The sequence below is a fragment of the Pseudomonas sp. S31 genome (assembly GCF_016648105.1).
Taxonomy (GTDB): domain Bacteria; phylum Pseudomonadota; class Gammaproteobacteria; order Pseudomonadales; family Pseudomonadaceae; genus Aquipseudomonas.
On the sequence record NZ_JACVVE010000001.1, the window covers coordinates 106,672 to 119,572 of the forward strand.

The following is a 12,901-nucleotide window of genomic DNA, read 5'->3' on the forward strand; positions in this document are numbered from 1 at the left end:
CCCCCCTTGGACCGCGGCGCATTCTCTCCCTGGCGCCGCGGTCCCTTTTTCCTTTCCAGCCTGTTTCCCATCCAGCCATGCAAGGCTCCCACAAGGGCCGTGCAAGGTCCTACAATAACGGGCACACACCTGACCCCTCGACACCATGATCCAGTCCGACCTCGACCTGTTCGGCAACCAGCCACAACGCCTGGCCAGCCACACCGTACTGCTGCCCGGCTTCGCCCTGGCCGAGATCGAACCGCTGCTCGATGCCCTGCGCCCGGTCTTGCGCGCCGCACCGTTGCGGCACATGCGCACACCCGGCGGCCTGCACATGGCGGTTGCCCTGACCAACTGTGGCGAACTGGGCTGGGTCAGTGATAAGCGCGGCTACCGCTACAGCCCCACCGACCCGGCCAGCGGCAAGCCCTGGCCCGCACTACCCCAGGTATTGCTCGACCTGGCCGGGCGCGCTGCGGCGGCAGCCGGGTTCGAGGGTTTCGTGCCGGATGCCTGCCTGGTCAACCACTACCTGCCGGGCACGCGCCTGAGCCTGCACCAGGACCAGGACGAGCGCGATTTCGGCCAGCCGATCGTGTCGATTTCACTGGGGTTGCCGGCGGTGTTCCTGTTCGGCGGGTTGCAGCGTTCGGATCGTACCGAGCGCATACCGCTGAGCCATGGCGACGTGCTGGTGTGGGGAGGCGAGGATCGCTTGCGGTTTCACGGGGTGATGCCGATCAAGCCGGGAGTGCACCCGCGGATGGGCGAGCGGCGGATCAACCTGACCCTGCGCAAGGCGGGGTGAATGGGCTGGCAGTGCGGGCCCCTTCGCGGGTGAACCCGCTCCTACAGGTGCCCCACCGCCCTTGGAAACGTGTAGGAGCGGGTTCACCCGCGAAGAGGCCTGAAAAGGCTATCACTGCTGCTGATTCTGGCTCAGGAACTTGTCCACCTCGGCCTTGCCCTCGGCGGTCTCTCCCGCCACCTGCCACAGCCGACGCTCGATGCCTTGGGCCAGCAAGTGCCCCACTGCCGCCTCGATCGCCGAGAGCACGCACAACTGCGCCGGTTCGTTGGTGGTGTACCCCACCTCGGCTTCGAGCAGCTTCTTGAACTCGATGAACTTGAACACTCCGGCGCTACGTCCCACCGAGTAGATGGTCTTGCTGGTCATCACGTTGGCCAGCACCTGGCCAGTGCGCACATCCACCGCGCGCAGGTTGACCGTCACCTGGTCGACCCGGTACTCGCGAGAGATGTCGATGCCCAGGTAGCGTGCGCCCTCCCCACCACTGCGCACATTGGTGTCGTAGGCGATGATGCCGCCTTCGAGCATCAGGTTGGCGGCCTGCAGGGGCGGCAGCTCGGCAGCGATGTTCTGCGCCACGTCGGGCTTTTTCTGCGAGGCGCGGATGATCTTGCGCTCGGTCAGCAGGTTCTGCAGCCCTTCGCGCTCCAGCACCACGAACCAGCCGCTGGCATTCAAGGCATCCATCAACATGCTCGCCGCGCCCTGGGTGACGCTGGTGGAGAACGAGCTGGCCGGGGTCGGTTTGTACTGCCCGGTCTGGTCGCGGAAGCCGTACACCACTGCCATCAAGCGGCCCTTCGGCCGGGGCATGTTGAGCAGGTCGTAATAGGTCGAGGCCCGTGGTGTCAGGGTCGGGGTCGCGGAATCCTGCTCGGCCGGCATCGGCTCACGCAGGCCGCAGCCTTGCAGGGTGGCGAGGATCAGCAGGGTGCTCAGCAGACGTTTCATGGTTTCTCTCCCCAAAAAATTCAGCCAGTCCCTCTCAGGGGTTCAGGCCGCTGACCTCGATGATCGAGATTTCCCCGGTCGCCCTGTCGGTGACCTTGATGCTCAGGGCTCCTGAGTCGTCGATCACGTCGATCAGGAAGGCATCGGTGGACATGCTGCCGGTGTTGCCATTGCTGATGTTGTCCAGCAGTTGCGACAACATCCGCGACTCCAGCTGGTTGCTGAAGCGTTCCAGGGCGGTGGTGCCGGTGAAGGCCGAGGCACGGTCCTTGAGATCGGGGTCGTCGTAGTCGTTCTGCGCCTGGGCGTTGTTGAGCAGCCAGGTGCCGTTGAGCGGGTTGCCACCGAAGGCCGGATTGACCGGGGTGTACACCAGCTCGGTAGCCTGGGTCGCGCAGGCGCTGGCCAGCAGGCAGGCGGCGATGCAACGGGAAATGCAGGTGTTCATAGCTCGTCCCTCTCCAGATCGGTGGTGTCTTGCAGCAGGCGTTGCAGCTTGCGTTGGATGATCTGTTGCTTGACCAGGTCGGCGGCCTCGACGGCCTCGTCCTTGAGTTCGGTGGTGTTCGGCGGCAGGAAGCGCCGGTACAGCACATCACGCTCGAACTCCACGGTCACCAGGCTGCCCCAGCGGGCATCCGGGCGTTCGCGCACCACCAAGTTGAAGTCCAGGCGGCTGGTGGCCCGCAGGCGGTCGGCGAAGTAGTAGTAAAAGTCGTGGCCGATGTGCGAGATGGTGTTGTCGACGATGAAGCCCATCATCTCGCTCTCGCCGTTGTCCTGCGCCGCCCCTGGCAGGGGCGCCAGCAACAGCAGGGCCAGGGCCAGGCCTGCCAGGCGGTTCATGGCAACGCTCCGGCGCCGCTGTGGGTGCGTACGTCGCCAGCGCTCTCGGCGAAGGGTTGTTCGGCGACGAACTGCCAGTCGCTGTAGTGCTCGAGCCCCTCGAAGCTCGACCATTGGGTGTCGAAGCCGGCGCGCTTGAATGGCGTGGCGTCCGAGCGGCTGTACACGCCGGTGATGCGACCGTCGATGGCGCGCACCACGCCCCACTCGTCACGACCGGTGATCGGGTCGGGGTAGAGCCTGCGAATGTGCCGGCGGGCCTCGGGGAAGCGGTTGTCCTGCAGCAGGTCGGCAAGCTCCTGCGGATACTGGGCCAGCCCGGGAGAGGCTCGGTAGTAGCTGCGCAGGGCCTGGGCATACTGGCCCCCGACCCACAGCAACTGGCGCTCGTGCTCACGCTGGGCGACGCTGCTCCACAGGGTGCCGCTGGCGGCCAGGGCCACGCTGCTGACCGCGATCAGCAGCAGTACGCCCAGGTAGGTGAAGCCAGCGCAGGCCTTACCATTCTGCATAGAGGCTGCCATCACGCGCCCTCCCCGTTGCACCGCTCTTGATATCGGCCACGCCACCGGCCACGCCTTCTGGCGGTGGAACCATCTGCCAGGCGTCGCTGCGCTCGGTGATCGGATCGACCGGGGTGTTGCGCAGGTAGCGCTGTTCGACCAATTGCTCCAGCGACTCGGGGTACTGCCCGGTGTCGCCGTAGTAGTGGTCCAGCGCCTCGCGCAGCACCGCGAGGCTCTGGCGCAGGGTGGCCTCACGGGAGCTTTCCAGGCTGTTGAAGTAACGCGGCATGGCGATGGTCATCAGGGTCGCGATGATCGCCATGACCACCAGCAGTTCGATCAGGGTGAAGCCTCGGCTGCGTTTCATGGCCGTCACCATTGCCCGTAGGGGATATTGTTGAGGCCTTTGCCACGGGCCTTGGAGTACACGTCGAACACATCCTCGCCTTCGCGTGGGCTGTCCGGCTCGCTGTCGTAGGCGCGCAGGCCCCAGCCGCCCTGGTCCTCGTCCTTGCTGGCGAGGAGCGGGTCGTGGGGAATGCGCCGCAGGAAATAGAATTTCGCCCCCTTGGCACTGCGCACATCGCGCACGCCTTCCACCAGCACCTGCAGGCTCGGTGGATACCCACTGGCATTGAGGCGCTTTTCGATGAAACCGGCATCGAAGGCGCGTTTGTAGGCATCGATGGCGTCGCGGATCTGGTACAGCGCCTCACGTAGTTGCTGTTCCTTGCCACGGCGCACCACCGTTTCGGTCAGCGGCGCGGCCATGCTGGCGAGCAGCCCGAGCAGTGCCAGGGTCAGCACCACCTCGATCAGGCTGAAGCCGCGCTGGGCGCGTTTCATGGCCGTGGGCCCACAGGCACGGGTACCGCAGCCATCTGGCTCTCGACCACCGGGGCGCTGTCGCCTTCGTCGCTGGGCACGTCACGCACCGGCAGCGGCGCCACCTGGCGCACCTGCAAGCTCGATTCGGTACCGGTGGCGAACTCCATGTCCGACGGGCTCTGGTACGGCAGGTTGCGCACGATGCGCGGGGTGATCGCCAGCACCAGTTCGGACTTGCTCATGTCGTCGCGGTTGCTGCCGAACAGCCGGCCCAGGCCCGGAATGTCGCCCAGGCCCGGGATCTTGTTGCCGCTGGCGTTCTTGTCGTTGCGCACCAAACCGGCCAGCACCTGGGTCTCGCCGTCGTGCAGGCGCAGGCTGGTCTGGGCGTTGCGGGTATCGACCTGGACCGGAATGGTGCCCTGGCGGGTGGCCTCCAGGGGCGTTGCGTTGCTCACTTCCAGCGCCACCTTGATCGCCACTTCGTTGTTCAGGTGCACGGTGGGCTGCACTTCGAGCTTGAGGCCGACGTCCAGGTAGGTGACGCTTTCGGTGATTACCGGGCCTTGGGTGGAGGGCACCGAGGTGGCGCTGATGATCGGGACCCGCTGGCCGATGTGGATGCGTGCCTGCTCGCGGTTGCTGACGCGGATCACCGGGCTGGCCAGGGTGTTGATGTCCTTGTCCGAGGCGTTGATCTTGGCCTGCGGGGCCGGCGAGATGCTGATGCGGCTGGAGTCGATACCGCGCAGTTGGTCGAGCACGCTGACCGACTTACCGGCGGAATCGAGCACGCCGAAGGTGTTGGGCCACTGCAGGCCGAGGTCGAGGATGCGCTGGGTAGCCACTTCCATCACCTCCACCTCCAGCACCACCTCGGGGTTGGACTGGTCCTGCGACTGCAGCAGCTTCTCGGCCATGCGCACGGCATCGGGCGTGTCGCGCATGGTCAGGGTGTTGAGGCGCTCGTCGACGAACACGTCACGGGTTTTGAGCATGGTCTTGACCATGTTCAACGCGGTGTTGGCATCGATGCTGGTGAGGTAGAAGGTGCGCATGACCAGTTCCTGGTAGTCCTTGGTCTTTTGCGGCGAGTCGGGGTAGATCAGCAAGGTGTTGTCATTGACGATCTTCTGGCGCAACTGGTTCTGTTCCACCAGCAGCGCCACGGCATCCTCGATGCGCACATCGCGGACGAAGATGGTGGCTTTCATGTCCGGGCGCAGGTCTTTGTCGAAGATGAAGTTGATCCCGGCGACCTGCGACAGCACTTCGAAGATGGTCTTCAGGCCGGCCTCGCGAAACTCCAGGGTGACCGGGCGTTCGAGCTTGCTGCGCAATTGCGGGAACGGCTGCGCGGTGCGGGCCTGGACGTTCTCGATATCGCTGCGCAGCATGATGCCCTTCTGGTTCTGCGGGTCCAGGCGCAGCACTTCGCGCATGTAGCGCTCGGCACCGAACAGGTCGCCCTGGCGCAGCGCCGCCTGGCCCAGGGCCACGCGTTCGTCGAGGGTACGGATCAGTTCCAGCTGGCGGATGCCTTCCTGGGCGCGGCGGTTGTTCGGCTCGATGGTCAGCACCCGGCCGTAGCCTGTGCGCGCGCCACCGAAGTCGTGACGCAGGCGATCGCTGTCCGCCTGGCTCAGCAGCGCCTCCACCGCAGCCTGACGGCCATGCGCCAAGGCGATGTTGAGCTCGGTATCGCGGGGGTCTTCCCGCAGGGCCTCTTCCAGGCGGGCGATGCCGGCCTCGTACTGCCCCTCTTTCATCAGCTCGGCGCTGTCTTGGCGCACCGCGCTGGAACCGCAGCCGGCGATTGCCGCGCACAGCGCCAGGAGCATGAATGGAGCAGTCCTGCACGACTTCGATGACTTCATGGTGCGCTCCCTACAGACAAGGTCTGTGACTGATGCAAGGGCAGGTAAACCAGGTCCAGCTCGTTGGCCGAGACTCTGTCGAGGCGATAGGTGTCGTCGATCACGTCGCCCTGGCGCACGACGTAGAGCTTCTCGCCGCTCTGCAGGAAGATCTGCAGGTCGTCACGGTCGCCCATGCGGCCGACGAACTGGAACGGCAGCAGCGGCGCGGTGGGTGCGGCGACCATCACCGGCGCGGTGTCGACCGGTTGTTCGGTGACCGTGGCCAGGGCTTGCGGGGCGGTCCATTGCTGGGCGGGGAACAGGTCGCGGGAGGCCTGTTCGGGCCCCTTCGCGGCTAAAGCCGCTCCTACAGCCGGCGCCGCACCTGTAGGAGCGGCTTTAGCCGCGAAGGGGGCCACCTCGTCCTCCTGCCAGAACCAATGCCCCGGCGCCCAAGCCAGCACGGCGCTGACCCCGAGAAACCCGACCCACATCAAAGTGCGTTGAGTGTTCATCACGACCTCGACAGGTAGAGAGTCATGCGCAGGCGGCCGTTGAGTTCACGGTCCCCGATGCGTTTGCGTTGCAGTTCGAGGTCTTCCAGGACCAGGGTCGGCAGTTGCCCGATCAGGCCGCGCAGGAGGCCGCGGATCTGCGGGTAGCTGCCACGCACCGGCAGTACGATCTGGTAGCGCGCCAGTTGCGTCTTGGGATCCACGCCCAAGGCGTACTCGCCACGGGCCAGGCTGATGTGCTCGGCGCCGGCCAGGTGGTACAGGCGCTCGATCAGCTCGCTGGCCTCGGGTTGCCCAGGCAGTTGCTGGCGCAGGCTGTCCAGTGCCTGTTGCTCGGGCTTCACGGCAATCTTCAGCTCACCGCGCCTGACCCGCTCCAGCTGGACACTGGCATCGGCCTCGCTGGCGCGCAGCTCACGCACCGCTTGCCACTGCGGCAGCACACCGGCCACCGCTACTCCCAGGGCCAGCACGGCAACGGCAGCGGCGCCCAGGCCGACCCGGCCGACCCGGCGCAATTGCTCGAGCACAACCAGGCTGTTCAACGCTTCAGGGACGCGCATGGCCGGTCTCCCAGGTGGCAGTGAGGGTGAAGCGCACGGGATGCTCGGGCTGGCTCGCCATCACCTCGTGGTTGAGCAGCGACACGTCGCTGAGCTCGGCGCTGCGCTCCAGCCGCTGGTGGTAGGCCAGCATCGCTTCCAGGTTGCGCGCCTCGGCAGCGATGCGGACCTGGCCCTTGCGTGCATCCGGGGTCAGGCTGAGCAGCGCCACGTCTTCCTGTGGCTGTGCTTCGAGCATGGCGAACAATTGCTGCCAGGGCCGTTGCAACTGCTGCGAGACGCTGCGCATCTGCGCCAGGCGCTCGGCCTGCTCGCGGCTGGCGGCGGTGCTTTGCGGCGCGGCGGTGGCCGGCCGGCGGCCGAGTTTCAGTTCGAGGCCGTGGACGCGGTCTTCGAGGGCGACCTGCTCGGCCTGGAGCTGCTGTTGCAGCACGATCAGCGCCACCAGCACGGCGCCGCTCAGGGCCAGCAGCGACCAGGCCAACGGGCCGCTGCGACGGGGCTGGAATTCCAGGTCGAGGCGGCGCATGTCAGGCCACCGCCCGCCACATGGCGCACAGCGGGTCGCTGTCGGCAGCCGGTTGGCACAGCTGCACCGCCGCCAGTTGCGCCACATCAGCGCGGCCTGGGGCATGCAGGTAGACCCGCGGCAGGCGCTCGCCGTAGAGCTCGCAAGTGCGCTCGATCAGCGCTTGCAAGGCCTGGTCGGTGTCTGCGCAACCCTGGGCCAGGACCTGCTGCCAGGCGCCGCCTGCCGCCAGCAGCAGCACGCTGCGGCGCGGTTCGGCGAGCACGAAGAGGAAGTCGCCCTGCTCCAGTTGCCCCGAGCAGCGGTTGTAGGCGGCCATCAAGTAGGGCTGCACCGAACGCAGGCGCAAGTGGCTTTGCCGGCCCAGGGCCTGCAGGCCATGCAGCAGCGCCTCGGGCAGCGCCGTGGCGATGCGCGCGGCACCGGCGGCCTCGGGCGAGAGCACGATGCGCCAGTCGTCCAGCGGCTGGCCGTAAAGGTTCTCGAAGCAGCCCCGGGCATAGGCGTCCAGCTCGCGCGGGTGGCCGATGGCGTCACTCCACGGCACCAGGCAGAAGCGGCTGTAGCGGGCCGACAGCAGGACCCGCAGTTGACCGCTGCGCACGGCATGTTCGGCCAGCAGCTCGGCGAGCGCCTGCAAGGCGGCCTCCCAGGCCGGTTGCGCGGTGTCGCCTGCGAACCCACGACTGCCTAGCCAGTGGTGTCGATGGTTGTGCCAGAGCCCCAGGCCGACGCCCTCGGCACCCAGTACGGCGCTGTACTTGTAAGCGCCACGATCAAGCGATAAATGTGACACGGTTGATCTCCTCAAGAGTGGTGCGGCCGTCACGGACCAGGTCCAGGGCCGAGGCACGCAGCAGGCGCAGGCCGCGCTGGCAGGCCAGCGACTTGATCTGCGACAGGGGGCGGCGTTCGACGATCATCTGCCGCAGGTCGTCGTCCAGGTGCAGCAGTTCGGCGATGGCGCTGCGCCCGCGATAGCCACTGCCGCGGCATTGGCCACAGCCCTGGGCGCGAACGAAGGTCCAGCCGGCCACCGCTTCACGGCTCAGGCCCGAGGCGGCCAGGGTGTCGTCATCGACCTCGCAGGGCGTGCAGCAGTGCGCACAGGCCAGGCGAATCAGGCGCTGGGCCAGCACGGCGTTGAGCGCCGAAACGAAGCTGTAGGGGTCGACCTGCATCTGGCTGAAGCGGCCGATCACATCGAACACGTTGTTGGCGTGGATCGTGGTGAACACCAGGTGACCGGTCAGGGCCGATTGCACGGCGATCTGCGCGGTGTCCGGGTCGCGGATCTCGCCGACCAGGATCTTGTCCGGGTCATGGCGCAGGATCGAGCGCAGGCCACGGGCGAAGGTCAGGCCCTTCTTCTCGTTGACCGGGATCTGCAGCACGCCGGGCAACTGGTACTCGACCGGGTCCTCGATGGTGATGATCTTGTCCACGCCGTGGTTGATCTCGCTGATCATGGCGTACAGGGTGGTGGTCTTGCCGCTGCCGGTGGGGCCGGTCACCAGGATCATGCCGTAGGGTTCGGCGGCCAGCCGGCGCAGGGCCTTGAGGGTTTCCTCGGCAAAGCCCAGGGCCTGCAGCTGGACGCCGCTGACACGGTCGGACAGATCCTGCTTGTCGAGTACCCGCAGCACCGCGTCCTCGCCGAAGATGCTGGGCATGATCGACACGCGGAAGTCGATCTGGCGGTCCCCCACGGCAACCTTGAAGCGGCCGTCCTGGGGCACGCGCTTTTCGCCGATGTCGAGTTCGGCCATGACCTTGATGCGCGAGATCACCTGGTCGGCGAAGGCGCTGCCACTGGCCTTGCCGGCACCGTTGAGCACGCCGTCGATGCGGTACTTGATGGTCAGGCCCTGGCCGGTCATGCCCAGGTGGATGTCACTGGCGTGCTGCTTGAGGGCGTCGTAGAGGGTCGAGTTCACCAGCTTGACCACGCGGCTCTGGTCTTCGCTGATGCTGGTCAGCGACAGGCGTTGCAGAGGGTCGCTCTCGTTGCCGGCCTCGGCCTCGTGGTCGAGGGCGTCGACGGCATGGAAGGTTTCTTCGTGGCGGGCCAGGAAGGTGGCGATGTCGGCGGCGTGGGCCAGGTACAACGGCGCGCCCTGCAGCACATCGTCGATCCAGGCCAGGCGGGCGTGGTCGAAGGGGTCGGCGAACACGCCGAGCACCTGCCCGCCCTGCTCGACCAGGATGAATTCGCGCTTCAGGCACTGGGCCAGGCTGACCCTGTCGAAGCATGGGCTGCTGCCCAGCAGTGCCTGGCTGTCCAGCACCGGGTAATGCAGGCTGGCGCCCAGGCGGCGGGTGAAGGTGTCGGGGGTATCGGCTGCCAGGCGTTCGAGGCAGTTGAGCAGGCGTTCGTCGGTGGCTTGCAGGCGGGCCTGGGCCAGCAGTTCACGCGGGTAGGCCGGGAGCTGCTGGGCCGCCACATTGCTTGCGAATACTTCGGACATGGCCTGCGACTCCGCTCAGGGGCGCGTCGCAGGCTGGCTCAGTCAGGGCTGCGGGCGCCGCTATTCCCCAGTGAGCAGTTGGTCGTCGTCGGGTCCAGGGGGGCTGGCGCCATTACGGCGGCGGTCGGCCAGGACCCAGCTACCATCGAACAACTGCAAGGGGAACGATTCGTTCCTGTTCTGGCGTCGTTCGACGTACCCTTCGGCCGGGGTGTCCGTGGCCCTGCGCTGGCGCTCGATGCCCATCAGGTCGAAGACTGCGCGGGCCAGTTCCGCCAAGGGGAACGGCTTGAACAGGACATGGCTCACACCCAGTTCCGCGGCCCGCTCACGGACCTCGGCGGTCGGGTGGGCGGTTATCAGCACGAAGTGGCACTGCCTGTTCCTGCGCACGGTCTCGAGGACCTGAAAGCCCTCCATGTCGGGCAAGCGATAATCCAGCACAATTACATCCGGTGTCAGGTTTTCAGCCTGGCTGATTCCACTGGCACCATCGTGGGCGACATGAACATCCAGGCCTTGCGCCTGCAGGTACGCTTGCAGGTTCTGCGCAAGGGTCTGTTCGTCATCGACTACCAATACTCTGTTCACCAAGGCCCACTCCCTAGTACTTCCCGGTTACCCGGTCTGCGAAGTGCTGCCTTGTACAGGCTTGAGCAGGCTTCGTGCCAGGCATGAATAGTCATCTTGCACCACTTGTAACGTGTTGATTCGCTTGCACTTACTCAAGTAGAAAGGAAATCCCCCAAAAACGGCGAGCGCTCGCTTCCCCCACTTCCGGGGAGATGATGGCACATTGCCAATTCGTTATTCCCCAGTAGTGGGGAAACCGCGTCACAGGGCTCAGTTGGCGATTTCCACTGTAGCGGATTCACGCAAACGTTGACGCACGGCCTTGCGGGCTTGCCCTTGCAATTGGCCGATGAGCGCGGCCCTGGCCACATCCAGGCCCTGTTCTGGTATGACAGAAGCGCTATCACTTTGGTTCTGCATTCCTTGCAACATTTCCCGATTGGCCTGATAGAAGGCCGCCACGTCCGCCTGCGTGGGCTCGACCACCTCGCTGAGCTGCGCATAGACCTGCTGGGCAGCCAGCTCGTGGCGAGTGTAGTCAGCGTACTCTGCCCGAGTGAAACCCGCTTGCGCCAGTCTTCGCTCGAAAATCGCCGGGCTGCCGAACGCGGCTTCCAACTGGCCGACCTGGGCCGAGACCTGGTCGTCGCTGATGGCAATGCCGCGGCGCTGGGCCTCCTGCCAGAGCAGTTCCTTGTCGATCAGCTCGTCCAGGGCCTGGTCGCGCAGGCGTTTATACAGCGTCGGGTTGCGGATGCTGGCCGGTGCCCGCCCCTGGGCGTCGAGGTATTCGCTGAAATAGCGCTCCAGGCGCAGCACGCCGATTTCCACGCCATTGACCCGCGCTGCAGCCACTTCATTGGCGCAACCGACGTTGGCCACCAACAGCAACAGGCACAGCATCAAGATACGCATGGCTAGCTCCATTCAGGGCGCGTCCGGCAACGGCCGGTACGGGGTGACGGATGTGAAACCTGGCCCAGGCAGCGACACGCTCACCACGTGGGCCCCGGCCAGCCCCTGGCGGCGACCAGGGCCGAAACCCAAGGCCGGGGTAAGGCCAGTGTCGATGTCGTGCAGGCCTTCGAGCGCGGCCACCAGGCGTTCACGGCTGGCATCACGGCCGATCTGCTTGAGCGCCTCGGTCAGCACGCGCAGGGCGCACAGGGTGTTGACCTGCAACGCCGCCTGGCGCCGGTCCAGCCCCTGGCGCTGCTGCACGGCAGCCAGGTTGGCCAGCCCCTGCTCGGTCCAGTCGCCGGGCACGTAGGGGTACGCCAGCAGGATTCGCTGCGACCATTGCTCCGCCAGCCCTCCCAGGGCCCCGGCCACTTGGCTGGAGGCTGCCAACAAGTAGGGCTCGCGGCCGGCTGCCTGCAGCGTCGCGGCCAGTTCGACGAAGGCCTGGGCATGCCCGAGGAAGACGATACCCGGGCTGTCGATGGCCTGGCCGTTGAAAGCTTCGACCGCAGCCACCGACCAGCCCTGCACTTGCAAGCCCTGGCGCACCTGTTCGGCGAGTGCGGCCTGCTCGGCGCCGGCGTAGACCACACGCAGCCCCTGGGGTGACAGGCCAAGGCCAGTGCGGGCGTAGGCCGCCAGGCTCAGCAGCTGGGTCGATAGTGCAGGCATGGGGTCGAAGATCTGCTTGCTGACGGCGCCCTGCGGCGCGCTGCCGACCAAGGGCACGTCGGTGCGTTCCAGCATCGCTGCCAGTCGCGTATCGAGCATCGGCGCCACCGGTGCCACCAACGCGAAGGCCTGCTGCTCCTGAATCAGGCGGTGCAAGGCCTGTTCGGCGCTGGCCGGGGTGTCGCCGGGGTCGAGCACCACCAGTTGCAGCCGGCGCCCATGGATACCGCCTTGCTGGTTGAGTTGGGCCAGGCCGTCTTCGAGCACTGCGCGCACCACCTGCCCGGCGCCGGCCAACGGGCCTTGGCTAGGCAGCAACGTGCCCAGACGCAACACGCCCTCCTCCACGCCCGGGTCGCGCTCGTCAGCCAGGCGCTTGAGGTAGGCGGTAAGGTTGCGCTGGTCGGCCAGGGTCAGATCGAACCGTGGCATGGCCGGGTCCAGGCGCTTGCCGGAGGGGTCGAGCCCTTGCTGGATGGCGCGGGCCAGGGTGCTGTCGGTGTAGGCGGGATAACGGCGGCCATTGACCTGCCGCTCGCCCTGCCCCTGCGCCAGGCGTTGCCAGTCGAGGCTCGGGGGACGCACGCCCCCTTCGGCGCGGCCGCGGCCGTCGCTGCCATGGCAGCTGGCGCAGGGCAGCACCGTGGCCGGCACGCTCATGTCGCTGGCGCCCACCCGGGCTTGCAGTTGCACGTCGCTGCTGGACACGCCTTCGCGGTACAGGCGCTTGCCGGCCTGTTCGTTGGCGGTCAGGTCCAGGGCAAAGACCGAGCCGTGGATCGCCAAGCAAAGGAAGGCTGCCGCCAACCTGAAATGGGTGCCCAGAATAGCCATGGCG

16 protein-coding genes are annotated in these 12,901 nt (G+C 66.6%); 1 reads left to right on the forward strand and 15 read right to left on the reverse strand.

Annotation, left to right across the window (positions count from 1 at the left end):
• Window positions 1-145: 145 nt before the first annotated feature.
• Entirely contained in the window at window positions 146-790 is a 645-nt protein-coding gene (gene alkB, locus IAE37_RS00445; RefSeq protein WP_201167179.1) for a DNA oxidative demethylase AlkB, read from the forward strand.
• Between the two features lie 111 nt (window positions 791-901).
• Here alkB and IAE37_RS00450 read toward each other — a convergent pair whose 3' ends face one another.
• The 15 genes from IAE37_RS00450 to IAE37_RS00520 all read right to left on the reverse strand — a co-directional run bounded on the left by IAE37_RS00450 (window position 902) and on the right by IAE37_RS00520 (window position 12,897).
• Complete coding sequence (locus tag IAE37_RS00450; RefSeq protein WP_201167182.1) at window positions 902-1,744, reverse strand: CsgG/HfaB family protein; 843 nt, start codon at window positions 1,742-1,744, stop codon at window positions 902-904.
• A gap of 34 nt (window positions 1,745-1,778) precedes the next feature.
• Window positions 1,779-2,192, reverse strand: coding sequence for a curli assembly protein CsgF (locus IAE37_RS00455; protein WP_201167186.1), 414 nt, complete (start codon window positions 2,190-2,192; stop codon window positions 1,779-1,781).
• The gene (gene csgE, locus IAE37_RS00460) at window positions 2,189-2,590 is read right to left on the reverse strand and encodes a curli production assembly/transport protein CsgE (RefSeq protein ID WP_201167201.1); all 402 of its coding nucleotides are present in this window, start codon (window positions 2,588-2,590) and stop codon (window positions 2,189-2,191) included. The genes IAE37_RS00455 and csgE overlap by 4 nt, the downstream gene beginning before the upstream one ends.
• Window positions 2,587-3,114: a type II secretion system protein gene (locus IAE37_RS00465; protein ID WP_201167204.1), complete on the reverse strand. Its 528-nt coding sequence runs from the start codon at window positions 3,112-3,114 to the stop codon at window positions 2,587-2,589. The genes csgE and IAE37_RS00465 overlap by 4 nt, the downstream gene beginning before the upstream one ends.
• Window positions 3,089-3,463 (reverse strand): type II secretion system protein, encoded by a 375-nt coding sequence (locus tag IAE37_RS00470; RefSeq protein ID WP_201167207.1) that lies wholly within the window; start codon window positions 3,461-3,463, stop codon window positions 3,089-3,091. The genes IAE37_RS00465 and IAE37_RS00470 overlap by 26 nt, the downstream gene beginning before the upstream one ends.
• Window positions 3,464-3,468: 5 nt before the next feature.
• Entirely contained in the window at window positions 3,469-3,942 is a 474-nt protein-coding gene (locus IAE37_RS00475) for a type II secretion system protein (RefSeq protein ID WP_201167210.1), read from the reverse strand.
• Window positions 3,939-5,801, reverse strand: a complete 1,863-nt coding sequence (locus IAE37_RS00480) for a secretin N-terminal domain-containing protein (RefSeq protein ID WP_201167213.1) — start codon at window positions 5,799-5,801, stop codon at window positions 3,939-3,941. The genes IAE37_RS00475 and IAE37_RS00480 overlap by 4 nt, the downstream gene beginning before the upstream one ends.
• Window positions 5,798-6,298, reverse strand: a complete 501-nt coding sequence (locus tag IAE37_RS00485) for a hypothetical protein (protein ID WP_201167216.1) — start codon at window positions 6,296-6,298, stop codon at window positions 5,798-5,800. Before IAE37_RS00485 ends, IAE37_RS00480 begins: the two co-directional genes overlap by 4 nt.
• Window positions 6,298-6,861 carry a GspMb/PilO family protein gene (locus IAE37_RS00490; RefSeq protein ID WP_201167219.1) on the reverse strand — a complete coding sequence of 188 codons (564 nt, stop codon included), beginning with the start codon at window positions 6,859-6,861 and terminating at the stop codon, window positions 6,298-6,300. Before IAE37_RS00490 ends, IAE37_RS00485 begins: the two co-directional genes overlap by 1 nt.
• Window positions 6,848-7,390 (reverse strand): pilus assembly protein, encoded by a 543-nt coding sequence (locus IAE37_RS00495; protein ID WP_201167222.1) that lies wholly within the window; start codon window positions 7,388-7,390, stop codon window positions 6,848-6,850. The genes IAE37_RS00490 and IAE37_RS00495 overlap by 14 nt, the downstream gene beginning before the upstream one ends.
• 1 nt (window position 7,391) lies before the next feature.
• Window positions 7,392-8,186: a hypothetical protein gene (locus tag IAE37_RS00500; RefSeq protein WP_201167224.1), complete on the reverse strand. Its 795-nt coding sequence runs from the start codon at window positions 8,184-8,186 to the stop codon at window positions 7,392-7,394.
• Complete coding sequence (locus IAE37_RS00505) at window positions 8,167-9,858, reverse strand: GspE/PulE family protein (protein WP_201167226.1); 1,692 nt, start codon at window positions 9,856-9,858, stop codon at window positions 8,167-8,169. Before IAE37_RS00505 ends, IAE37_RS00500 begins: the two co-directional genes overlap by 20 nt.
• 60 nt (window positions 9,859-9,918) lie before the next feature.
• Window positions 9,919-10,452 (reverse strand): response regulator, encoded by a 534-nt coding sequence (locus IAE37_RS00510; protein WP_201167228.1) that lies wholly within the window; start codon window positions 10,450-10,452, stop codon window positions 9,919-9,921.
• Window positions 10,453-10,701: 249 nt separating this feature from the next.
• Window positions 10,702-11,346 carry a SurA N-terminal domain-containing protein gene (locus IAE37_RS00515; protein WP_201167230.1) on the reverse strand — a complete coding sequence of 215 codons (645 nt, stop codon included), beginning with the start codon at window positions 11,344-11,346 and terminating at the stop codon, window positions 10,702-10,704.
• Window positions 11,347-11,358: 12 nt separating this feature from the next.
• Entirely contained in the window at window positions 11,359-12,897 is a 1,539-nt protein-coding gene (locus IAE37_RS00520) for a cytochrome c/ABC transporter substrate-binding protein (protein WP_201167232.1), read from the reverse strand.
• Window positions 12,898-12,901: the final 4 nt, after the last annotated feature.

Bases quoted from the DNA above. Each gene is read 5' to 3' on its own strand.
- IAE37_RS00515 (WP_201167230.1), bottom strand. From the start codon at position 11,346: ATGCGTATCTTGATGCTGTGCCTGTTGCTGTTGGTGGCCAACGTCGGT.
- IAE37_RS00485 (WP_201167216.1), bottom strand. From the start codon at position 6,298: ATGAACACTCAACGCACTTTGATGTGGGTCGGGTTTCTCGGGGTCAGC.
- IAE37_RS00520 (WP_201167232.1), bottom strand. From the start codon at position 12,897: ATGGCTATTCTGGGCACCCATTTCAGGTTGGCGGCAGCCTTCCTTTGC.
- IAE37_RS00480 (WP_201167213.1), bottom strand. From the start codon at position 5,801: ATGAAGTCATCGAAGTCGTGCAGGACTGCTCCATTCATGCTCCTGGCG.
- IAE37_RS00490 (WP_201167219.1), bottom strand. From the start codon at position 6,861: ATGCGCGTCCCTGAAGCGTTGAACAGCCTGGTTGTGCTCGAGCAATTG.
- IAE37_RS00475 (WP_201167210.1), bottom strand. From the start codon at position 3,942: ATGAAACGCGCCCAGCGCGGCTTCAGCCTGATCGAGGTGGTGCTGACC.
- IAE37_RS00470 (WP_201167207.1), bottom strand. From the start codon at position 3,463: ATGAAACGCAGCCGAGGCTTCACCCTGATCGAACTGCTGGTGGTCATG.
- IAE37_RS00455 (WP_201167186.1), bottom strand. From the start codon at position 2,192: ATGAACACCTGCATTTCCCGTTGCATCGCCGCCTGCCTGCTGGCCAGC.
- IAE37_RS00465 (WP_201167204.1), bottom strand. From the start codon at position 3,114: ATGGCAGCCTCTATGCAGAATGGTAAGGCCTGCGCTGGCTTCACCTAC.
- alkB (WP_201167179.1), top strand. From the start codon at position 146: ATGATCCAGTCCGACCTCGACCTGTTCGGCAACCAGCCACAACGCCTG.
- IAE37_RS00505 (WP_201167226.1), bottom strand. From the start codon at position 9,858: ATGTCCGAAGTATTCGCAAGCAATGTGGCGGCCCAGCAGCTCCCGGCC.
- IAE37_RS00495 (WP_201167222.1), bottom strand. From the start codon at position 7,390: ATGCGCCGCCTCGACCTGGAATTCCAGCCCCGTCGCAGCGGCCCGTTG.
- IAE37_RS00450 (WP_201167182.1), bottom strand. From the start codon at position 1,744: ATGAAACGTCTGCTGAGCACCCTGCTGATCCTCGCCACCCTGCAAGGC.
- csgE (WP_201167201.1), bottom strand. From the start codon at position 2,590: ATGAACCGCCTGGCAGGCCTGGCCCTGGCCCTGCTGTTGCTGGCGCCC.